Consider the following 21,537-nt stretch of genomic DNA (forward strand, 5'->3'; position numbering starts at 1 on the left):
GTCACGGTGAGTAACCTTTCCCTGGATTTCTCCTCCAGTAATGAATTTCAGCCACTGGCCGCGCGTATGCGGCCGGTGACGTTGCAGCAATACATCGGTCAGCAACATTTACTGGCACCCGGTAAACCGCTGCCGCGCGCGATTGAAGCGGGCCATCTGCATTCGATGATTCTGTGGGGGCCGCCAGGGACGGGGAAAACGACACTGGCAGAGATTATCGGACATTACGGCAAAGCCGATGTCGAGCGTATCTCTGCGGTGACCTCCGGGGTGAAAGAGATTCGCGAAGCGATTGAACGAGCCCGGCAGAATCGTCAGGTCGGTCGTCGTACTATCCTGTTCGTGGATGAGGTGCATCGCTTTAATAAAAGCCAGCAGGATGCGTTTTTACCGCATATCGAAGATGGCACCATCACCTTTATTGGTGCCACCACGGAAAACCCATCGTTTGAACTGAACTCGGCGCTGCTGTCACGGGCGCGTGTCTATCTGCTGAAATCGTTAACCACGGCGGATATTGAGCAGGTTCTGCAGCAGGCAATGCAGGACAAGGAACGAGGCTATGGCAACAGCGACATTTTGCTGCCGGACAATACCCGGCGCATGATTGCCGAGCTGGTGAATGGTGATGCACGTCGGGCGCTGAACACGCTGGAAATGATGTCCGATATGGCGGAGATCAATGCTCAGGGCCAACGCGAGCTGACGCCACAGTTACTTAATGAGGTCTCGGGTGAACGGGCTGCGCGCTTTGATAATAAAGGCGACCGTTTTTATGATCTGATTTCCGCCTTGCATAAGTCGGTACGGGGTTCCGCGCCGGATGCGGCATTGTATTGGTATGCGCGGATTATCACCGCCGGTGGCGATCCGCTGTATGTGGCGCGTCGCCTGCTGGCGATCGCCTCAGAGGATGTCGGTAATGCCGATCCTCGTGGGATGCAGGTGGCGATTGCTGCCTGGGATTGTTTTACTCGCGTAGGACCAGCCGAAGGCGAGCGGGCCATCGCCCAGGCCATTGTTTATCTGGCGAGTGCGCCCAAAAGTAATGCTGTCTATACCGCCTTCAAAGCGGCGATGCATGATGCGCGTGAGTTCCCTGATTACGATGTTCCTGAGCATCTGCGCAACGCACCCACCAGGCTGATGAAAGAGATGGGGCTGGGTAAAGAGTATCGCTACGCCCATGACGAACCGAATGCGTTCGCCGCAGGTGAAGTTTACTTCCCACCGGAAATGGCACAAACACGCTACTATCACCCCACCAACCGCGGGCTTGAAGGGAAAATTGGCGAAAAACTCGCCTGGCTGGCTGAACAGGATCAAAATAGCCCGATAAAACGCTACCGCTCCTAAAGACGTTACGGTAAGGTGAGCAAGGAATTCAATGCATTCCAGAGGGATGCATCCCTTCATTCGTTCAATCAACCTTAATTACACAGGATAAGCATGCTCGATCCCAATCTGCTGCGTAACGAGCCAGACGCAGTCGCAGAAAAACTGGCACGCCGGGGATTTAAACTGGATTTGGAAACGCTGCGCTCCCATGAAGAGCGTCGTAAAGTATTGCAGGTCGAAACTGAAAATCTGCAGGCTGAGCGTAACTCCCGATCCAAATCCATCGGTCAGGCCAAAGCCCGTGGGGAAGACATCGAGCCGCTGCGTCAGGAAGTGAACGCGCTGGGCGAACGCCTGGATGCTGCTAAAGCAGAACTGGATGCCCTGCAGAACGAAATCCGTGATTTTGCGCTGGCACTGCCAAACCTGCCGTCAGACGAAGTCCCGCTGGGTAAAGATGACACCGAAAACCTCGAAGTTGCACGCTGGGGTGAACCACGCAAGTTTGATTTCCAGGTCAAAGATCATGTGGAGCTGGGCGAGCAGGCGAAAGGATTAGATTTCGCGTCGGCGGTGAAACTGACCGGCTCACGTTTTGTGGTCATGCAGGGTCAGATTGCCCGTCTGCATCGCGCCCTGAGCCAGTTTATGCTTGATCTGCATACCCAGCAGCACGGTTATCTTGAGACCTATGTGCCTTATCTGGTTAACCAGGACACGCTGTATGGCACTGGTCAGCTGCCGAAGTTTGGTGGAGACCTGTTCCATACCAAACCGCTGGATGAAGAAGCGGGCAGCAGCAACTACGCGTTGATTCCGACGGCGGAAGTGCCGCTGACCAACCTGGTGCGCGATGAAATCGTTGAAGAAGAAAACCTGCCGCTTAAACTGACTGCACATACGCCATGCTTCCGTTCTGAAGCGGGTTCTTATGGCCGTGATACGCGTGGTTTGATCCGTATGCACCAGTTCGACAAAGTGGAGATGGTGCAGATTGTGGCACCGGAAACCTCCATGCAGGCGCTGGAAGAACTGGTCGGTCATGCCGAGAAAGTGCTGCAACTGCTGAATCTGCCATACCGTAAAGTGCTGCTGTGCACCGGTGATATGGGCTTTGGTTCCACCAAAACCTATGATCTCGAAGTGTGGTTACCGGCTCAGAATACCTACCGTGAGATCTCCTCCTGCTCCAATATGTGGGATTTCCAGGCGCGTCGTATGCAGGCACGTTGCCGCAGTAAAACAGAGAAGAAACCTCGTCTGGTCCATACCCTGAACGGTTCTGGCCTGGCGGTAGGTCGTACGCTGGTCGCGGTGCTGGAAAACTACCAGCAGGCGGATGGTCGTATTGAAGTGCCTGAAGTTCTGCGTCCTTATATGGGCGGCATTGAATTTATTGGTTAATCTTCCGCTGTTTTTAAAAACCCGGTTATGCCGGGTTTTTTTATTTCTGAAGTACAAAGCGGTTTAATCTTTGCCGCGGATTAATCAGAAATAAACGTTATCGATACTATCCCGCCTCTGTTGCCTAAAAATATGCAAATTCATAGAGATAGCCAAACGGTAGAGAATGTTCTTTCGTACTCTAACTCACTGAAGATAAAAAAATTAAATTGTTCAGCAGCAAAATGTGCGGCGGCTTTTTTTTGCACATTGACTTTAAAATAGCGAATGGCAAACTGCGCGCAATTCTCTCCAATTCTTTGGTTTTTATCCCTATGTCAACCTGGTCGCGCCCCGTCCTGCTGCTGCTTTGCGGTTTGCTGCTTCTGACGGTGTCTATTGCTGTGCTTAATACGCTGGTGCCGTTATGGCTGACGCATGATCAACTGCCGACCTGGCAGGTGGGGATGGTCAGTTCATCGTATTATACCGGTAACCTGGCAGGCACTCTGCTCGCTGGCTGGTTGATCACGCATTACGGTTTTAACCGTTGTTACTATCTGGCGACCGTGCTGTTTGCCGTTGCGACGGTGGGGATGGTACTGCTGGATGGTTTCTACAGCTGGACTCTGTTGCGTTTTGTCGCTGGTGTTGGCTGTGCGCTGATGTGGGTCGTGGTTGAAAGCGCCTTGCTGTGCAGCGGTACGGTGCGCAATCGCGGCCAGCTGCTGGCTGCGTATATGATCATTTATTATCTTGGCACCGTTGCCGGGCAATTGCTGGTCAGCCGGGTATCGACCGAACTGCTGCATGTCATTCCGTGGGTCACGGCGCTGGTGTTGTGTGCGGTGCTGCCGGTGGTGTTTGTGCGCGTCAATGCCGGTGCTGCCAGCGAAGACGCTTCACCGGGTCGCATCTGGCCAATGTTGCGTCGCCGCAGCTCCCGCCTCGGCATTAACGGCTGCATTATTTCCGGTATTGTGCTGGGTTCACTTTACGGCCTGATGCCGCTGTATCTTGCTCATCAGGGCATGAGCGATGCGACCGTCGGTTACTGGATGGCGTTGCTGGTGAGTTCAGGCATTGTGGGGCAGTGGCCGGTTGGCCGTCTGGCCGACCGCTTCGGTCGTCTGCTGGTGCTGCGTGTTCAGGTGTTTGTGGTGATTCTGGGCGCGATTGCCATGCTCAGCGATGCCGCCATGGCTCCGGCGTTGTTCGTGTTGGGTCTGGCTGGATTTACGCTGTATCCGGTGGCCATGTCCTGGGCGTGTGAAACGGTCCCGCATCATGAACTGGTGGCAATGAACCAGGCGCTGTTATTCAGCTACACCATTGGCAGCCTGGTGGGGCCGGGTATGACGGCGATGTTGATGCAAAGCTACTCTGACCGTCTGCTGTTTGTGATGATTGCAGTGGTCGCGTTGGTTTATCTGGTGATGTTGCTGCGTAAGGCGGATCATCACGCAACGCCAGTGGCCCATGCTTAAAAACACTTTGTCCAAACGGCGCAATACATCGCGCCGTTACGCGATCAATTAATACATTACCTGATGACCATAACCGGCCAGAATATTTTTCACCCGCTCCATGGTTTCTTTAGTCGGTGGTTTCACACCGTCCAGCTTGTACTCTTCCCCCATCGCAATCCATTTATGCTTACCTAATTCGTGGTAAGGCAACAATTCGATCTTCTCGATGTTGTCCATGTCTTGAGTAAATTCACCCAGTCGATGCACTGAATCATCATCATCGGAATAGCTCGGCACCACCACATAGCGGATCCAGGTACGAACGCCTTTCTTCTGCAAATAGCGGGCAAAATCCATGGTGCGATGGTTCGATACCCCCACCAGAATCTGGTGGATATCATCATTGATTTGTTTCAGGTCGAGCATCACCAGATCGGTCACTTCGAGTAACTCGTCGATAACCGGATCGTAGCGACGCACAAAACCATTGGTATCCAGACAGGTATTTATTCCCTCGGCCCGACAGGCGCGGAACCAGTCACGCACGAACTCTGCCTGCAGGATAGCCTCGCCGCCGGATGCCGTGACACCGCCGCCAGAGGCGTTCATAAAGTGGCGGTATGCCAGCACATCTTTCATCAGCTCCTCAACGGTCACCTCTTTACCACCGTGAGTATCCCAGGTATCACGATTGTGGCAGTAGAGACAGCGCATCAGGCAGCCCTGGAAGAAGGTAATAAAGCGGATGCCTGGGCCGTCAACGGTGCCGCAGGATTCAAAGGAGTGGATACGACCGATGGCTGACATTGCGATGAGTTCTCCGGTTAGCCTGAAATCAGGCGGCACAATCTTTGTTGTGCTCTGAGGTTTAAGTCGGTTTTGCCAGCGCGCCTGAGATAAGCCTTCTGGCAAAACGACCTGGAGAAAAGGCTCCCGCAGGAGCCTTTTATTACCGGGATGAATTACAGGGACTTGGTGAAAGTACGGGTAATCACATCCTGTTGCTGCTCTTTAGTCAGCGAGTTAAAACGTACTGCGTAACCTGAAACACGGATGGTCAGCTGCGGATATTTCTCCGGATGATCCATCGCATCCAGCAACATTTCGCGGTTCATCACGTTAACGTTCAGGTGCTGGCCGCCCTCAATGGTGTTGGCTTCATGGTGGAAGTAACCATCCATCAGGCCAGCAAGGTTAGCTTTACGTACGTTGTCGTCTTTGCCCAGCGCATTCGGCACGATGGAGAAGGTATAAGAGATACCATCTTTGGCGTAGGCGAACGGCAGTTTCGCGACGGAAGTCAGTGAAGCCACAGCACCTTTCTGGTCACGTCCGTGCATCGGGTTAGCACCCGGTCCGAACGGTGCACCGGCACGACGACCATCCGGGGTGTTACCGGTTTTCTTACCATAAACCACGTTAGAGGTAATGGTCAGCACAGACTGAGTCGGTACGGCGTTGCGATAGGTTGCCAGTTTCTGAATTTTTTTCATGAAACGTTCAACCAGGTCACAGGCCATGTCATCGACGCGGGCATCGTTGTTACCGAACTGCGGATACTCACCTTCGATTTCGAAATCAACAGCCAGGCCGTCAGCATCACGCACCGGTTTCACTTTAGCGTATTTGATGGCAGACAGGGAGTCAGCAGCCACAGACAGACCAGCGATACCACATGCCATAGTACGGTAAACATCGCGGTCATGCAGTGCCATCAGTGAGGCTTCGTAGCTGTATTTGTCGTGCATGAAATGGATGATGTTCAGGGCGGTGACATACTGTTTTGCCAGCCAGTCCATGAAGTGATCCATGCGCGCCATTACGGTATCGAATTCCAGCACGTCATCAGTGATTGGCGTTTCTTTCGGGCCAACCTGCATTTTCAGTTTTTCATCAACGCCGCCGTTGATTGCGTACAACAGGGTTTTTGCCAGGTTAGCACGGGCACCGAAGAACTGCATTTGTTTACCGATAACCATCGGGCTAACACAACAGGCGATGGCATAGTCATCGTTGTTGAAGTCAGGGCGCATCAGGTCATCATTTTCATATTGCAGTGATGAGGTATCGATGGAAACTTTGGCCGCGTATTTTTTAAAGTTAATCGGCAGTTTTTCTGACCACAGAATGGTCATGTTAGGTTCCGGTGATGGACCCATGGTGTACAGCGTGTTCAGGAAACGGAAGGTGCTTTTGGTCACCAGAGTACGACCATCAACGCCCATACCTGCCAGAGACTCCGTTGCCCAGATTGGGTCACCAGAGAACAGTTCATCGTATTCCGGAGTACGCAGGAAACGCACCATACGCAGTTTCATGACCAGATGGTCAATCAGCTCCTGAGCTTCGTCTTCGGTCAGTTTGCCAGCTTTGATGTCACGTTCAATGTACACATCGAGGAAGGTAGACACACGGCCAAACGACATGGCGGCACCGTTCTGTGATTTCACCGCAGCCAGGTAGCCAAAATAGGTCCACTGTACGGCTTCCTGGGCATTAGTGGCAGGCACAGAGATGTCGCAACCATATTTCGCTGCCATCTCTTTAATCTGACCCAGCGCACGATGCTGTTCAGAAATCTCTTCACGCAGACGGATAGTGGCTTCCAGATTGACGCCGTTTTCCATATCGCTTTGCAGAGAGTTGAACTGTGCAACTTTGTCTTTCATCAGATAGTCGATGCCGTAAAGTGCGACACGACGATAGTCACCAATGATACGACCACGACCATAGGCATCCGGCAGACCGGTCAGAACACCGGATTTACGGCAGCGCAGAATGTCCGGGGTATAGACATCAAACACACCCTGGTTATGGGTTTTACGGTAATCAGTGAAGATTTTTTTCAGTGATGGGTCCAGTTCGCGGCCATAAACCTTACAGGAGCCTTCCACCATTTTGATGCCACCAAACGGAATAATGGCACGTTTCAGCGGCGCTTCAGTTTGCAGACCAACGATTTTTTCCAGTGACTTGTTGATGTAACCGGCATCGTGCGCAGTGATGGTTGAAGCGAGGTCGGTATCAAAGTCGACAGGTGCGTGAGTGCGGTTTTCGATTTTGATGCCTTCCAGCACGTTATCCCACAGTTTAGTGGTTGCCGGAGTTGCACCTGCGAGGAATGACTCGTCACCTTCATAGGGGGTGTAGTTTTTCTGGATGAAGTCGCGTACGTTGACATTGTTCTGCCATTCGCCCGCGCTAAATCCTTCCCAGGCTGACGCCATTTTTTCATTCAGTTCGGTCATGATATACCTGCCTTATTTAGGGAGACTTTGACGTTCAGCGCGCGATCAATGCGCGCCCGTACTAATTTCTTGCTTAATGCACTGGGTCATCACCACGCAGATAGATAACCCAGTAGGTCAAACCGACTAACAACCCACCACCTATGATGTTGCCGATGGTTACAGGAATAAGGTTGTCGACAATAAAGTTACCGACACTGAGCGCCGGGAATTGTGATGCACTGGCGCCCGCCATCTGCCAGAACTCAGGGCTGGCGAAATCACGGATGACGATAGCCATCGGAATTAAAAACATGTTAGCGATGCTGTGCTCAAAGCCGCTGGCAACGAACATGGCTACCGGCAAAATCATCGCCACCATTTTGTCCAGCAGGCTGCGGCCGGAATAACTCATCCACACGGCCAGGCAGACCATCAGGTTGGCGAGGGTGCCAAGGCTGACTGCTTCAATAAAGGTATGGTGCATTTTATGGTCGGCAGTTTGCAGCACATTCAGACCCCAGGCACCGTTAGCAACCATGTGCTCACCCGAAAGCCAGATAAGAACCACAAAAAATATCGCACCGATCAGGTTGCCGACATACACATTCAGCCAGTTACGGGCCAGCTGGCCCCAGGTGATACGACCACTGGCTTTCGCCACCACAATCAGCACGGTTGAGGTGAAAAGGTCCGCACCACAAACGACCACCAGCATCAATCCCAGAGAGAAGCAGATACCACCAATCAGTTTTGCCATGCCATAAGGCATAGCACCACTGCCGGTGGTGGCGGTGATATAAAACACAAAAGCGATAGAAATGAATACACCAGCGGTAATGGCAAGAAAGAAGGTGGTTAGGGGGTGTTTTGTTGCTTTGTAGACCCCGGCATCTTCAGCAACCTTTGCCATTGCAGCCGGTAATAATGAATTAAACGGGTTGTCAGTTTTCACACTAACGCTCTCCAGGAATTATCTGGGATTAATACTACCAAAGCAGTATAGGTCAGGAATTGATGTGGATCATATTTGCCTGGAGACCAGGCAGCCTGAAGTGATTTTTAACGAAGAAAATTAAGATAACTTATTGAATTTATTTATTTAAATTTTTTTTAAAATATATAACTATTGTTGAATGTGACATCTGGAATGATACGAAATTGTTATCACTGAGCCTCTGCAGGGATACAAAGATGTGACTTAGTGATGGCGAAAAATTAACCGTTGCCGACGGTTATAAAAAAGGCACTGATTTCATTCAGTGCCTTTTTATTCGTTATCCGGTGTTTATTGCAAAATAATGATATTTATTTTGCCGACCAGTAACGACGCTTAGCAGCCTGCAATTTTTCATAGGCAGCTAGCAGGGATTGGTGCGCCGGGAAGGCTTTCAAATCCAGGTCTACTGCCTGCAAGCCATAGAAAGGTGCCTCACCGCTGATGGCAGCAGAAGCAGCATCGACGGCAGCTTCGCCATACATACGAATGAATGCACGATGATACTGCACAGGATCGCGTTCATCTTCCATCGCCAGCAGCAACAGCGTTTGCAGGCAGCGGTAGTAGTTAGCACGCTCTGCGCTGAAGATGGACTGGTTGAATTCCATCGTCCATTCCGTCCAGATCAGCGCCTGATCCAGGTCACCACCAGCCAGCGCTAGCATGGCTTTCAGTTCACCAATACGCAGCGTATACCAGCCGTTATCTTTGCCGGTCGCCAGACCCAGCAGTTCGCGCACACGGGTGAAGTCATCATGGCCTTCATCATCCAGCTGGGTGATTAGCTCCAGATAGGCTTCAGGTTCCCACTGGCTTTCCGGCAGTGCCAGCAGCGTTTCACGCAGCGGAGCGCCCATGCTGTTGTTGGCCAGCAGCAGGTCTTCAGCCGGATAGATATCCGACATGCCCGGTACGATGATGCGGCAGGCATAGACGCTCAGATGTTCGTAGTCCGCGATGTACACTTCTTTATCTTCAGCGCGGAAAATCGCCATCAGGGTGTCAAATTCTTCCTGCGTGGTACCGGCGAAGCTCCAGTCAACAAACGGATAATCCGCTTCGTCTTTGAACATATCCCAGGAGATCAGACCACTGGAATCGATAAAGTGGGTTTCCAGGTTGGCATGTTCCGCCACTTCTTCGTCATCAAAGGTCGGCGGAGTGAAGACGTCGAGATCCTTCAGGCTGCGGCCCTGCAACAGTTCGGTAACGGTACGCTCCAGCGCGACGCCAAAATCAGGATGTGCACCAAAAGAAGCGAAACAGGTGCCATTCTCCGGGTTGAACAACACGACACAAATAACCGGATAATTACCGCCGAGTGACGCATCATAGGCGAAGATCGGGAAGCCTTCTGCTTCCAGGCGCGCGATGGCCTCGATCACACCAGGATAACGCTGCATCACTGCGTCAGGAATTTCCGGCAGGCTGATGGACTCAGCAATGATGCGGTTTTTGATATGACGCTCAAAAACTTCTGACAAACCCTGTACGCGGGCTTCGTTTGCGGTATTACCCGCTGACATGCCGTTTGAAACATACAGGTTGCCGATAATATTCATCGGGATATAGACCGTTTGCTGATCCGACTGACGGGTAAAGGGCAGGCCACAAATACCCCGTTCCGCATTACCGGATTGCAGATCGATAAGTTCGCTGGCGCTCAGGCTATCGTCAGGATCATAGAATTTGCGCAGACGGGCGTCGAGAATACCTTCTGGCAGGCTATCGTCATCTGGCAGCGCGAACCACTTCTCGTTGGGGTAGTGAACAAATTCGCCATTGGCGATGGATTCACCCAGCCAGAAGTCAGCAAAAAAGTAGTTGGTTGAGAGGCGCTCGAAGTATTCGCCCAGCGCGGAAGCCAGCGCTGCCTTTTTACTGGCACCTTTACCGTTGGTAAAGCACAGCGGGCAGTCGCGATCGCGAATATGTACTGACCATACATGCGGAACCGGGTTCAGCCACGAAGCTTCTTCGATGTTGAATCCTAAATCCTGCAATTTGTGCTGGAAGCGTGAAATGGAGTCTTCCAGTGCGGCGTCTTTACCTGGAATAAAAGTTTGCGTCATGATGGCGCTCTCTAAGTCAATGAGGTGGGCGTAAAGCGCGCAATAGTACGGGTTTTGCGCGGCCAGCGCTATACCCGCATATTACAGGCTTCAGGTGTGCTGACTGTCATCCGATTTTACTTCGCCGATAAACCTCACAATATTCCATTGTGGATTGCATTTATGACATAAGCTGTCGCCGGGCTGGCTCTGGAAATGTGATCGCGGATGGATTAGTGATTGCAGCCACCCGGAGGCAATGATAAAACCGGTAGGGTATTCATAACCGTTCGATATGACAGTGGTGAGGGGAAATGACGCAGGTTTACAATTTTAGCTCCGGTCCAGCGATGCTGCCGGTTGAAGTGCTCCGTCGTGCAGAACAAGAACTGACAAACTGGCACGGGTTAGGCACCTCGGTGATGGAAATCAGTCACCGTAGTAAAGAGTTTATTCAGGTGGCGGAAGAGGCTGAGAAGGACTTTCGCGATCTGCTGAAAATCCCCGCCAACTACAAAGTTTTATTCTGTCATGGCGGCGCGCGTGCACAGTTTGCTGCCATCCCCGGCAACCTGCTTGGTGCAGCGAAAAGCGCAGATTACATCGATGGCGGTTACTGGGCGCACAGCGCCATCAAAGAGGCTGAGAAATTCTGCTCGCCGAATACCATCGATGTAAAAACCACCCGCGACGGCAAACGTGCCATTCTGCCAATGCGTGAATGGCAGTTGAGCGATGATGCGGCTTATGTCCACTTCTGCCCGAACGAAACCATTGACGGTATCGCGATTGATGAACAGCCGGACTTTGGTGACAAAGTTGTCGTGGCTGACTACTCGTCAACCATCCTGTCTCGTCCGATTGATGTCAGCCGTTATGGTGTGATTTATGCTGGCGCACAGAAAAATATCGGCCCGGCTGGCCTGACTCTGGTTATCGTTCGTGAAGATTTGCTGGGCAAAGCTCACAGCTATGTGCCTTCCATCCTTGATTACAAGGTGCTGGCAGAAAACGATTCCATGTTTAACACCCCACCGACCTTCGCGTGGTATCTCTCCGGCCTGGTGTTCAAATGGCTGAAAGAGAAGGGTGGCGTTGCGGAAATGGACAAGCTGAACCAGGCGAAAGCGGACCTGCTTTACGGCGTGATCGATAACAGCAACTTCTATCGTAACGACGTTGCCGCTGAAAACCGTTCACGTATGAACGTCCCTTTCCAGCTGGCGGATGCGGCGCTGGACAAAGTGTTTCTTGAAGAGTCACTGAAAGCGGGTCTGCATGCGCTGAAAGGCCACCGCGTGGTTGGCGGTATGCGTGCCTCCATCTACAATGCGATGCCGCTGGAAGGTGTTAAAGTTCTGACCGATTTTATGGTCGATTTTGAACGTCGCCACGGCTGATGATTTATTAGTACCAGTCTGACTGGTTTCAGGCCCCGTTTTCGGACGGGGTTTCGTCTTTTCTGGAGATTTGGTTTCACATGCAGGACTCCCTGACTTTACAACCGATTGCCCGCGTTGATGGCACGGTAAACTTACCGGGTTCAAAAAGCGTTTCTAACCGCGCGCTGCTGCTGGCTGCGCTGGCTAAAGGCACCACGCGCCTCACCAACCTGCTGGATAGTGATGATGTTAAGCATATGCTTAACGCGCTGAAAGCGCTGGGTGTGAGCTACACGCTGTCTGCGGATCGCACGGTCTGCATCGTGACCGGCAACGCAGGCCCTTTGCATTCAGACCAACCGCTGGAGCTGTTTCTCGGCAACGCAGGTACGGCTATGCGCCCGCTGGCGGCGGCATTGTGCCTGGGTCAGCAATCCATTGTGTTGACCGGTGAACCGCGCATGAAGGAACGTCCGATTGGACATCTGGTTGATGCACTGCGTCAGGGCGGAGCGAAAATTGATTATCTGGAGCAGACGGACTATCCACCTTTGCGCCTTAATGGTGGTTTCAATGGCGGTGAAGTCAGTGTCGATGGCAGCGTTTCAAGCCAGTTCCTGACGGCGTTATTGATGACGGCCCCGCTGGCCCAGCAGGACACCACGATCACCATTAAAGGTGAACTGGTATCGAAGCCGTATATCGACATTACCTTGCATCTGATGCGTTGCTTTGGTGTTGAAGTCGATAACCAGAATTACCAGCGCTTTGTCGTTAAAGGCCAGCAGCAGTATCAGTCACCGGGTGATTACCTGGTGGAAGGCGATGCATCCTCCGCATCTTATTTCCTCGCGGCAGCCGCGATTAAAGGCGGCACTGTGCGTGTGACCGGCATTGGTCGTAATAGCGTGCAGGGCGATATTCGCTTTGCGGATGTGCTGGAGAAAATGGGCGCGGTGGTTGAGTGGGGGGATGATTACATCGCCTGCACGCGTGGTGCATTAAATGCCATCGATATGGATATGAACCATATCCCCGATGCCGCCATGACTATCGCTACCACGGCGCTGTTTGCGCAGGGCACCACCCTGATGCGTAACATCTACAACTGGCGAGTGAAAGAGACGGATCGTCTGGCTGCGATGGCGACTGAATTGCGTAAAGTCGGTGCTGAAGTTGAAGAAGGCCACGATTTTATTCGTATCACGCCGCCGTCTCAGTTGCAGCACGCGGACATTGGGACTTACAACGACCACCGTATGGCGATGTGTTTCTCGCTGGTGGCGTTGTCGGACACGCCAGTGACCATCCTGGATCCGGGATGTACGGCGAAAACCTTCCCCGACTATTTTCAGCAACTGGCGAAAATCAGTCACAAGGCCTGATGCATAGCAGCCCGGTACATCATGTACCGGGTAACTCGGCTTTCTGCTGGCCCTGAGTTGCCACAAATTCCTCCGATTCTGTTCAAATTTATAACACTGTCTGCGCTAAGGGGTAACGAACCTCGCGCGGGCAGCGTATAATGCCGCGCAATCCAGACAGCCGTGCAGGCTGAAAATACGCATCCAGCAACAGGAGAAGACAATGACGGCAATCGCCCCGGTTATTACCATCGATGGGCCCAGTGGTGCAGGGAAGGGGACCTTGTGCAAAGCGATGGCGGAGTCGTTGCAGTGGCACTTGCTGGATTCTGGCGCTATTTACCGCGTACTGGCATTGGCTGCGCTTCACCACCAGGTGAATATTGAGTCTGAAGAAGCGCTGGTACCGATGGCTGCGCATCTTGATGTGCGCTTTCTCTCCGTTGAGGGTGAGATGCAGGTGATCCTTGAAGGGGAAGATGTCACCGGGGAAATCCGCACCCAGGAAGTCAGCAACACGGCATCACGTGTGGCGGCATTTCCGCGTGTGCGTGAGGCGCTGCTGCGTCGTCAACGGGCGTTCCGTGAGGAACCTGGATTAATTGCTGATGGTCGCGATATGGGAACCGTTGTCTTCCCGGATGCACCAGTAAAAATCTTTCTTGATGCCAGTTCGGAAGAGCGTGCTCATCGCCGTATGCTACAGTTGCAGGAGAAGGGCTTTAGTGTTAACTTTGATCGCCTTTTAGCCGAGATAAAGGAACGCGACGACCGCGATCGTAACCGCGCCATCGCCCCTTTAGTGCCTGCAAGTGATGCTCTGGTGCTGGATTCAACCAGTATGTCCATTGAGCAAGTGATTGAAAAAGCACTTGATTATGCCCGCCAGAAGCTGGGCATTTAATCTTTTCGGCAACCGAATTGTTATAACCCTGTACCACGGATCCGGTGCCGGGCATGTGAAACAACCCCATCCGACAATGACGTCAGGTGGACGTTAAATTGAAGAATCCTGAAGATTATCAATATGACTGAATCTTTTGCTCAACTCTTTGAAGAGTCCCTGAAAGAAATCGAAACCCGTCCGGGTTCCATCGTTCGTGGCGTCGTTGTTTCTATCGACAAAGACGTAGTCCTGGTTGATGCGGGTCTGAAATCTGAATCTGCAATCCCTGCAGAGCAGTTCAAGAACGCAGCTGGCGAACTGGAAATCCAGGTGGGCGACGAAGTTGACGTTGCTCTGGACGCAGTAGAAGACGGCTTCGGTGAAACCCTGCTGTCCCGTGAAAAAGCTAAACGTCACGAAGCTTGGATCACGCTGGAAAAAGCTTACGAAGACGCTGAAACTGTTACCGGTGTTATCAACGGCAAAGTTAAAGGTGGCTTCACTGTTGAGCTGAATGGTATTCGTGCGTTCCTGCCAGGTTCACTGGTAGACGTACGTCCGGTTCGCGACACTCTGCACCTGGAAGGCAAAGAGCTTGAATTCAAAGTAATCAAGCTTGATCAGAAACGTAACAACGTGGTGGTTTCTCGCCGCGCAGTTATCGAATCTGAAAACAGCGCTGAACGTGATCAGCTGCTGGAAAACCTGCAGGAAGGCATGGAAGTCAAAGGTATCGTTAAGAACCTCACTGACTACGGCGCATTCGTGGACCTGGGCGGCGTTGACGGCCTGCTGCACATCACTGACATGGCCTGGAAACGCGTTAAGCATCCGAGCGAAATCGTCAACGTGGGCGACGAAATCACTGTTAAAGTGCTGAAGTTCGACCGCGAACGTACCCGTGTATCTCTGGGCCTGAAACAGCTGGGCGAAGATCCGTGGGTAGCTATCGCTAAGCGTTATCCGGAAGGCACCAAGCTGACCGGTCGTGTTACCAACCTGACTGATTACGGCTGCTTCGTAGAAATCGAAGAAGGCGTTGAAGGTCTGGTACACGTTTCTGAAATGGACTGGACCAACAAAAACATCCACCCGTCTAAAGTTGTTAACGTGGGCGACGTGGTTGAAGTTATGGTTCTGGACATCGACGAAGAGCGTCGTCGTATCTCCCTGGGTCTGAAGCAGTGCAAATCTAACCCATGGCAGCAGTTCGCTGAGACCCACAACAAGGGTGACCGCGTTGAAGGTAAAATCAAGTCAATCACTGACTTCGGTATCTTCATCGGCCTGGACGGCGGCATCGACGGTCTGGTTCACCTGTCTGACATCTCCTGGAACGCGACTGGCGAAGAAGCCGTTCGTGAGTACAAAAAAGGCGACGAAATCGCTGCCGTTGTACTGCAGGTTGATGCAGAGCGTGAGCGCATCTCTCTGGGCGTGAAACAGTTGGCTGAAGATCCGTTCAACAACTACATCACCCTGAACAAGAAAGGCGCTATCGTGACTGGTAAAGTCACTGCAGTTGACGCGAAAGGTGCTACAGTAGAATTAGCTGATGGCGTAGAAGGTTACCTGCGCGCTTCTGAAGCTTCACTGGACCGTATCGAAGACGCAACTCTGGTTCTGAGTGTTGGTGACGACGTTGAAGCTAAATTCACCGGCGTTGACCGTAAGAACCGCGTTGTAAGTCTGTCTGTCCGTGCGAAAGACCAGGCTGATGAGAAAGAAGCTATCAACACTGTTAACACCAAACAGGAAGAAGGCAACTTCTCTAACGCTATGGCTGAAGCGTTCAAAGCGGCTAAAGGCGAGTAATCGACCCGAGGCACCGGGTGGCGTAAGCTACCCGGTTTCGGTAAAAGCTGTCATACCTTTCCAAACAGGGATTAACCGGAGGTTACATGACCAAGTCAGAACTGATTGAAAGACTTGCTGGCCAGCACACTCATATTCCGGCGAAAGTCGTTGAGGATGCGGTCAAAGAGATGCTCGAGCATATGGCCACAACGCTGGCACAAGGCGAGCGCATTGAAATCCGGGGATTCGGCAGCTTTTCTTTGCACTACCGCGCACCGCGCACCGGACGTAACCCGAAAACGGGTGACAAAGTGGATCTGGAAGGTAAATACGTTCCCCACTTCAAGCCGGGCAAAGAATTGCGTGACCGTGCGAACATTTACGGTTAAGCCGTTACCGAACATTGAAAACGACACCTTCTGGTGTCGTTTTTTTTTGCCTGAACGGTTCCGGCGAGCGAGCTTCAGAAAAGATGTAATACCGCTGCAAACACGACGATTTACCGGAATCTGACGCAGAAATCCCTCATTCATTTCAACAGAAAAACCGCCAATTCTGGCACTCTGTTTTCTCCTTTCATGGAGAAGAAAGATGCCGACCACATGGATTGTGCTGGCTGGATTAATGATCCCTGCTGCCTTGCCTTTAGGTTTTTTGCCACAACTGCCGGGTAATGGCATCCTGGCGGTGATAGCCGTAGCTGCTTTGTTGCTAAGGTTGCAACCGCTCCCTTCATTGCGCATTGCCGCACCCGCTTTGCTACTGATGCTGTGGGCGCTGGCCGAAGCCCGTCAGATGACTGACAGTATTGACCTTCTGACCAGGGCACCGGTGAATGCTATTGTGCGGGTCACCGATGTGCGTGAAGACAATAAACAGCTGAAGATCCAACTGCTGCAAATTGATGGGCGTTATCAGTTTCCCCCGTTATTCGCCACGCTTAGCGACAATGGCGAGGGAGAACCCTTCTGCGCAGGACAGCGCTGGCAGATGCAGCTTCGCTTACGCCCTGTGCATGCACGGCTCAATGAGGGGGAGTTTGATTTACAACGTTTTGCCGTAGCACAACATACGCCGTTGCAGGGAACCATCATCCGGCGTCAGGAAGTGAACAAGTCATGTAGCTGGCGATCACGCCTGATTCATTATCACTTACCTGCATTTGCGCAGATGGAGTCCCCAGCCATTGTTCAGGCTCTGGCATTTGGGATACGCGATGCGATGACCGAAGAACAGCGGCGGCTACTGCGCGAGACGGGAACCGCGCACCTGATGGCTATTTCGGGTATGCATATCGCGCTGGCAGCGAGTGTCGGCTGGATAATTGCACGCATGCTGCAGGTTTTTTCCCCCGCCAGGCGCATTAATTATTTATTTCCTCTGATAGCGAGTGGGTTAACGGCGGCAATTTACTGCTGGGTATCCGGCAGCCATCCCCCTGCACAACGAGCGATGCTGGCTCTCACACTTTGGATAGTATTACGTATTGCAGGCTGGCAGTTAAATGGCTGGCAGGTATGGACATTATGCGTTGGGCTGTTGCTCTTTGTTGATCCTCTCACCGTCTTATCAGAGAGTTTTTGGCTTTCAGCACTGGCGGTGGCGGTATTGCTTATCTGGTATCACTGGTTCGCATTACCGGTGGGTTTCCGCACCCGGCGTCGCTGGATAGTGTTGCAGCTGCTGCATTTGCAGTTGGGCATGATGTTGCTGATGGCACCACTGCAAATACTTCTGTTTCAGGGCATCAGTATCAGTGCATTGCTGGCAAATCTGCTGGCTGTGCCAGTCATCTCTTTTATCTCTGTGCCGCTGATATTGCTGGCGATGCTGGTACCAATAGTACCGTTATCCAGTAATTTGTGGTGGCTGGCTGACCAGTCGGTTCATAAGGTGATGCAGGGGCTGGCGTGGCTTCCTTCGGGCTGGCTGGCCTGGGGAGAGGCATTGCCAGCGATGGGTTTGCTATGGGGCGGGACATTAGCCTGGCGTAGCGGGATCTTTTATCGCGCACCTGTACAGTGTTGCAGCATCGCGGTTGCTCTATTGATCTGGCGTAGCAATACGCCGCGTGAAGAATGGCAAATTGACATGATCGACGTAGGGCATGGGCTGGCGGTGGTTATCACCCAGGGGGATGAAGCGGTGCTGTATGACACCGGACCACGCTGGAACCAGGGCGATGCCGGTAATCGTGTCATACTTCCCTGGCTGCAGCGTAAAAACAAAACGCTCCGTGCAGTGATGCTGAGTCATAAGCATCTGGACCATCGTGGTGGTCTGGACTCGATTGTTGCCGCTATGCCAGAGACACCGGTGCGCAGCGCTCTGCCCGAGACTCACCATCTCCCCTGTTTTCTGGGGGAGACTTGGCTTTGGGGTAAGTTACGTTTTAACGTGTTATGGCCACCCCGGGGGGCCACCCGGGGGGAAAATAATGATTCCTGTGTGGTACGCGTTGATGATGGCAAAGTCAGCCTGTTGTTAACCGGGGATATTGAGCTGGAAGCGGAAAGACAATTGGTGACGCAGCAAAAGCAGGCGCTGAACTCGACCATCCTGCAAGTGCCGCATCATGGCAGCCGCACATCCTCCAGTGCGTTGCTGTTACGCAATGTCGCAGGCAGGGTAGCGATTGCCTCGGTGGCGCGCTACAACGCCTGGCGAATGCCAGCCAAAACGGTAGTCGATGCTTACCGCCAGAATGGATATCTTTGGTATGACACGGCGCAATCAGGACAGATTCACATCGCGATTAATGCAGGTGATTGGCAGATTAAGGGTTTAAGAGAGCAAATAATGCCCCGCTGGTATCATCAGTGGTTTGGCGTCAAACGTGAATCCAGGTAGAATGAGCGGCTATTTCAAACAGCGTGAATAAATGATGCATCAAGACAAAGATCTCTCAACGTGGCAGACATTTCGCCGACTCTGGCCGATGATTGCGCCCCACAAAGCTGGCTTATTCGTGTCTGCTGTGGCGCTGATACTCAATGCGGCAGGCGATACTTTAATGCTCTCCCTGTTGAAACCTTTACTGGATGATGGCTTCGGTAAAGCTGACAAATCCGTACTGCTGTGGATGCCGCTGGCGGTAATTGGCTTAATGCTTATCCGCGGCGTGACCAGCTATATTTCAAGCTACTGTATTTCATGGGTTTCAGGCAATGTGGTGATGAATATGCGCCGTCGCCTGTTTAGCCATATGATGGGAATGCCGGTTGCCTTCTTCGACCAGCAATCTACCGGTACGCTGTTGTCCCGTATTACCTATGATTCTGAGCAGGTCGCTTCATCATCATCCAGTGCGCTGGTTACGGTGGTGCGTGAAGGGGCGTCAATCATTGGCCTGTTCATTATGATGTTCTACTACAGCTGGCAGCTGTCTTTGATCCTCATCCTGCTGGCGCCGATTGTGTCATTCGCGATTCGTAACGTCTCAAAACGCTTCCGTAATATCAGCAAAACCATGCAGAACACCATGGGGCAGGTGACGACCAGCGCAGAACAGATGCTCAAAGGGCACAAAGAAGTGCTGATTTTCGGTGGTCAGGAAGTGGAGTCAGAGCGTTTCAGCCGTGTCAGCAATAAGATGCGTCAGCAGGGCATGAAACTGGTATCTGCTTCATCTATTTCTGACCCGGTTATTCAGCTGATTGCTTCTCTGGCTCTGGCATTCGTGCTGTATGCCGCCAGCTTCCCAAGCGTCATGGCGACGTTAACCGCCGGTACCATCACCGTGGTGTTCTCCTCGATGATCGCGCTGATGCGTCCGCTGAAATCACTGACTAACGTCAATGCGCAGTTCCAGCGTGGTATGGCAGCCTGCCAGACCTTATTCAGCATTCTCGACAGCGAGCAGGAATGTGATAACGGCAAGCGTGAACTGGGTCGTGCTAAAGGTGATGTCGAATTCCGCAACGTGACCTTTACTTATCCTGGCCGTGATATTCCGGCGTTACGCGATATCAATCTGTCGCTGCCTGCGGGCAAAACGGTGGCGCTGGTTGGCCGCTCTGGGTCTGGTAAATCCACCATGGCAAGCCTGTTGACCCGTTTTTACGATATTCAGCAAGGTGAAATCCTGCTGGATGGTCACGATTTGCGGGAATACACCCTGAGTTCATTACGTAATCAGGTGGCGCTGGTGTCGCAAAATGTCCATTTGTTCAATGACACCATCGCCAACAACATTGCTTATGCGCGCAATGAACAATACAGCCGTGAAGAGATCGAGCGTGCGGCGACGATGGCCCATGCCATGGATTTCATTAAGAAAATGGATAACGGTCTCGATACGGTTATCGGCGAAAATGGGGTACTGCTTTCCGGTGGGCAGCGTCAGCGTATCGCCATTGCCCGTGCTTTGCTGCGTGATTGTCCGATCCTGATTCTCGATGAGGCCACCTCGGCACTGGATACCGAGTCCGAACGCGCGATTCAATCGGCACTGGACGAGTTGCAGAAAAACCGCACTTCGCTGGTGATTGCCCACCGCCTTTCTACCATCGAAAAAGCCGATGAAATTGTGGTGGTTGAAGATGGCCGTATCGTTGAGCGTGGTACGCACGAGGTGCTGCTGGCGCAGAAAGGTGCTTATGCCCAACTTCACAAGCTCCAGTTTGGCCAATGATTGAACGCATCTGGAGTGGGCGATCGCCATTATGGCTGCTGTTATGGCCGCTCAGTCTGTTGTATGGGGCCATCAGCTGGTTGATTCGCCTCAGTTTCCAGCGCGGCTGGCGTAAAAGCTGGCGCGCATCCTGTCCGGTGATTGTGGTTGGCAACCTGACGGCAGGGGGCAACGGCAAAACACCGGTGGTTATCTGGTTGGTGCAGGCATTGCAACAACGTGGCCTGCGTCCGGGTGTGGTCTCCCGTGGTTACGGTGGTAAAGCAGAAAGCTATCCATTGCTGGTCAGCGCAGAAACGCCCACCGGGCAGGCGGGTGATGAGCCGGTTTTGATTGCGCAACGCACCCAGGTACCGGTGGCGGTAGCCCCGCAGCGGCGTGCTGCCGTTGAAGCGTTACTGGCCCAACATTCGCTGGATGTGATCATCACCGATGATGGTTTGCAGCATTACGCCTTGCAGCGCGATCGTGAGGTGGTGGTGGTCGATGGCGTGCGCCGCTTTGGTAATGGCTGGTGGTTACCGGCCGGGCCGATGCGGGAGCGCGCTTCGCGTCTTGAGCAGGTTGATGCGGTTATCGTCAATGGTGGAGAAGCCACAGGGCGGGAAATTGCCATGACGCTGCAACCCGGCCTGGCCATTAATCTGGTCACGGGACAAAGCGCCACGCTGGACCAGTTACCTCCGGTGGTGGCGATGGCCGGTATCGGACATCCGCCGCGTTTCTTCACTACCCTGAAACAACAGGGGCTACAGCCGATTGCCGAAGTGGCCTTTGCCGATCATCATGCCTATAGTCAGGCGGAACTGAACAGTTTGATCCAGAAAGGGCAATGTCTGTTGATGACGGAGAAAGATGCCGTTAAGTGCCGGACTTTTGCCGGTGAAAATTGGTGGTATTTACCCGTTGATGCCCATCTGTCCGGCGCGGCGCTGCCCGCGCTGCTGGATGACATTACGCAACTTTGTCTCACAGCGCGCCATTCACAGCCGCGCTAGTTTCTGGAG

General features: G+C 52.6%; 15 protein-coding genes. 11 read left to right on the forward strand and 4 right to left on the reverse strand.

The window, feature by feature from the left end; all coding sequences use genetic code 11:
- Positions 1 to 6 precede the first annotated feature (6 nt).
- From AC6I8X_RS06985 to AC6I8X_RS06995, 3 genes are all read left to right on the forward strand, one after another.
- On the forward strand, positions 7 to 1,356 hold the full coding sequence (locus AC6I8X_RS06985) for a replication-associated recombination protein A (RefSeq protein ID WP_299446204.1): 1,350 nt from the start codon (positions 7 to 9) through the stop codon (positions 1,354 to 1,356).
- A gap of 93 nt (positions 1,357 to 1,449) precedes the next feature.
- Positions 1,450 to 2,742 (forward strand): serine--tRNA ligase, encoded by a 1,293-nt coding sequence (gene serS / locus AC6I8X_RS06990; protein ID WP_497840789.1) that lies wholly within the window; start codon positions 1,450 to 1,452, stop codon positions 2,740 to 2,742.
- A 314-nt stretch (positions 2,743 to 3,056) separates the two neighbouring features.
- Complete coding sequence (locus tag AC6I8X_RS06995; protein ID WP_208714504.1) at positions 3,057 to 4,208, forward strand: MFS transporter; 1,152 nt, start codon at positions 3,057 to 3,059, stop codon at positions 4,206 to 4,208.
- Positions 4,209 to 4,256: 48 nt separating this feature from the next.
- Here the strand turns inward: AC6I8X_RS06995 and pflA are convergent, their stop codons facing one another.
- The 4 genes from pflA to ycaO all read right to left on the reverse strand — a co-directional run bounded on the left by pflA (position 4,257) and on the right by ycaO (position 10,489).
- Positions 4,257 to 4,997, reverse strand: coding sequence for a pyruvate formate lyase 1-activating protein (gene pflA / locus AC6I8X_RS07000; RefSeq protein ID WP_497840790.1), 741 nt, complete (start codon positions 4,995 to 4,997; stop codon positions 4,257 to 4,259).
- 155 nt (positions 4,998 to 5,152) lie between these two features.
- Positions 5,153 to 7,438 (reverse strand): formate C-acetyltransferase, encoded by a 2,286-nt coding sequence (pflB, locus tag AC6I8X_RS07005; RefSeq protein ID WP_299446193.1) that lies wholly within the window; start codon positions 7,436 to 7,438, stop codon positions 5,153 to 5,155.
- 73 nt (positions 7,439 to 7,511) lie between these two features.
- Entirely contained in the window at positions 7,512 to 8,372 is an 861-nt protein-coding gene (focA, locus tag AC6I8X_RS07010) for a formate transporter FocA (protein WP_299446190.1), read from the reverse strand.
- A gap of 353 nt (positions 8,373 to 8,725) precedes the next feature.
- Complete coding sequence (gene ycaO, locus AC6I8X_RS07015; RefSeq protein ID WP_299446187.1) at positions 8,726 to 10,489, reverse strand: 30S ribosomal protein S12 methylthiotransferase accessory factor YcaO; 1,764 nt, start codon at positions 10,487 to 10,489, stop codon at positions 8,726 to 8,728.
- 293 nt (positions 10,490 to 10,782) lie between these two features.
- Between ycaO and serC the strand changes: the two genes are divergently transcribed.
- The 8 genes from serC to lpxK all read left to right on the forward strand — a co-directional run bounded on the left by serC (position 10,783) and on the right by lpxK (position 21,528).
- Positions 10,783 to 11,868: a 3-phosphoserine/phosphohydroxythreonine transaminase gene (gene serC, locus AC6I8X_RS07020; RefSeq protein ID WP_084873701.1), complete on the forward strand. Its 1,086-nt coding sequence runs from the start codon at positions 10,783 to 10,785 to the stop codon at positions 11,866 to 11,868.
- An 80-nt stretch (positions 11,869 to 11,948) separates the two neighbouring features.
- On the forward strand, positions 11,949 to 13,235 hold the full coding sequence (gene aroA / locus AC6I8X_RS07025) for a 3-phosphoshikimate 1-carboxyvinyltransferase (protein ID WP_299446182.1): 1,287 nt from the start codon (positions 11,949 to 11,951) through the stop codon (positions 13,233 to 13,235).
- A gap of 202 nt (positions 13,236 to 13,437) precedes the next feature.
- A complete protein-coding gene (gene cmk, locus AC6I8X_RS07030; RefSeq protein ID WP_313687404.1) occupies positions 13,438 to 14,118 on the forward strand; it encodes a (d)CMP kinase in 681 nt (226 codons plus the stop codon).
- A gap of 123 nt (positions 14,119 to 14,241) precedes the next feature.
- On the forward strand, positions 14,242 to 15,915 hold the full coding sequence (gene rpsA / locus AC6I8X_RS07035) for a 30S ribosomal protein S1 (RefSeq protein ID WP_208714512.1): 1,674 nt from the start codon (positions 14,242 to 14,244) through the stop codon (positions 15,913 to 15,915).
- Between the two features lie 86 nt (positions 15,916 to 16,001).
- Complete coding sequence (gene ihfB, locus AC6I8X_RS07040) at positions 16,002 to 16,286, forward strand: integration host factor subunit beta (RefSeq protein ID WP_003849360.1); 285 nt, start codon at positions 16,002 to 16,004, stop codon at positions 16,284 to 16,286.
- A 202-nt stretch (positions 16,287 to 16,488) separates the two neighbouring features.
- The gene (locus AC6I8X_RS07045; protein WP_313688672.1) at positions 16,489 to 18,747 is read left to right on the forward strand and encodes a DNA internalization-related competence protein ComEC/Rec2; all 2,259 of its coding nucleotides are present in this window, start codon (positions 16,489 to 16,491) and stop codon (positions 18,745 to 18,747) included.
- Between the two features lie 34 nt (positions 18,748 to 18,781).
- The gene (gene msbA / locus AC6I8X_RS07050) at positions 18,782 to 20,530 is read left to right on the forward strand and encodes a lipid A ABC transporter ATP-binding protein/permease MsbA (RefSeq protein WP_497841018.1); all 1,749 of its coding nucleotides are present in this window, start codon (positions 18,782 to 18,784) and stop codon (positions 20,528 to 20,530) included.
- On the forward strand, positions 20,527 to 21,528 hold the full coding sequence (lpxK, locus tag AC6I8X_RS07055) for a tetraacyldisaccharide 4'-kinase (protein WP_497840791.1): 1,002 nt from the start codon (positions 20,527 to 20,529) through the stop codon (positions 21,526 to 21,528). The genes msbA and lpxK overlap by 4 nt, the downstream gene beginning before the upstream one ends.
- Positions 21,529 to 21,537: the final 9 nt, after the last annotated feature.

It is taken from the genome of Pantoea sp. X-Soil-TKNS-1280 (genome assembly GCF_059730475.1).

What these genes read in the sequence shown, in the direction of transcription:
- ihfB (WP_003849360.1), top strand. Translation starts at nt 16,002, where the DNA reads ATGACCAAGTCAGAACTGATTGAAAGACTTGCTGGCCAGCACACTCAT.
- msbA (WP_497841018.1), top strand. Translation starts at nt 18,782, where the DNA reads ATGCATCAAGACAAAGATCTCTCAACGTGGCAGACATTTCGCCGACTC.
- aroA (WP_299446182.1), top strand. Translation starts at nt 11,949, where the DNA reads ATGCAGGACTCCCTGACTTTACAACCGATTGCCCGCGTTGATGGCACG.
- AC6I8X_RS06995 (WP_208714504.1), top strand. Translation starts at nt 3,057, where the DNA reads ATGTCAACCTGGTCGCGCCCCGTCCTGCTGCTGCTTTGCGGTTTGCTG.
- AC6I8X_RS07045 (WP_313688672.1), top strand. Translation starts at nt 16,489, where the DNA reads ATGCCGACCACATGGATTGTGCTGGCTGGATTAATGATCCCTGCTGCC.
- ycaO (WP_299446187.1), bottom strand. Translation starts at nt 10,489, where the DNA reads ATGACGCAAACTTTTATTCCAGGTAAAGACGCCGCACTGGAAGACTCC.
- serC (WP_084873701.1), top strand. Translation starts at nt 10,783, where the DNA reads ATGACGCAGGTTTACAATTTTAGCTCCGGTCCAGCGATGCTGCCGGTT.
- rpsA (WP_208714512.1), top strand. Translation starts at nt 14,242, where the DNA reads ATGACTGAATCTTTTGCTCAACTCTTTGAAGAGTCCCTGAAAGAAATC.
- serS (WP_497840789.1), top strand. Translation starts at nt 1,450, where the DNA reads ATGCTCGATCCCAATCTGCTGCGTAACGAGCCAGACGCAGTCGCAGAA.
- cmk (WP_313687404.1), top strand. Translation starts at nt 13,438, where the DNA reads ATGACGGCAATCGCCCCGGTTATTACCATCGATGGGCCCAGTGGTGCA.
- pflB (WP_299446193.1), bottom strand. Translation starts at nt 7,438, where the DNA reads ATGACCGAACTGAATGAAAAAATGGCGTCAGCCTGGGAAGGATTTAGC.
- lpxK (WP_497840791.1), top strand. Translation starts at nt 20,527, where the DNA reads ATGATTGAACGCATCTGGAGTGGGCGATCGCCATTATGGCTGCTGTTA.
- pflA (WP_497840790.1), bottom strand. Translation starts at nt 4,997, where the DNA reads ATGTCAGCCATCGGTCGTATCCACTCCTTTGAATCCTGCGGCACCGTT.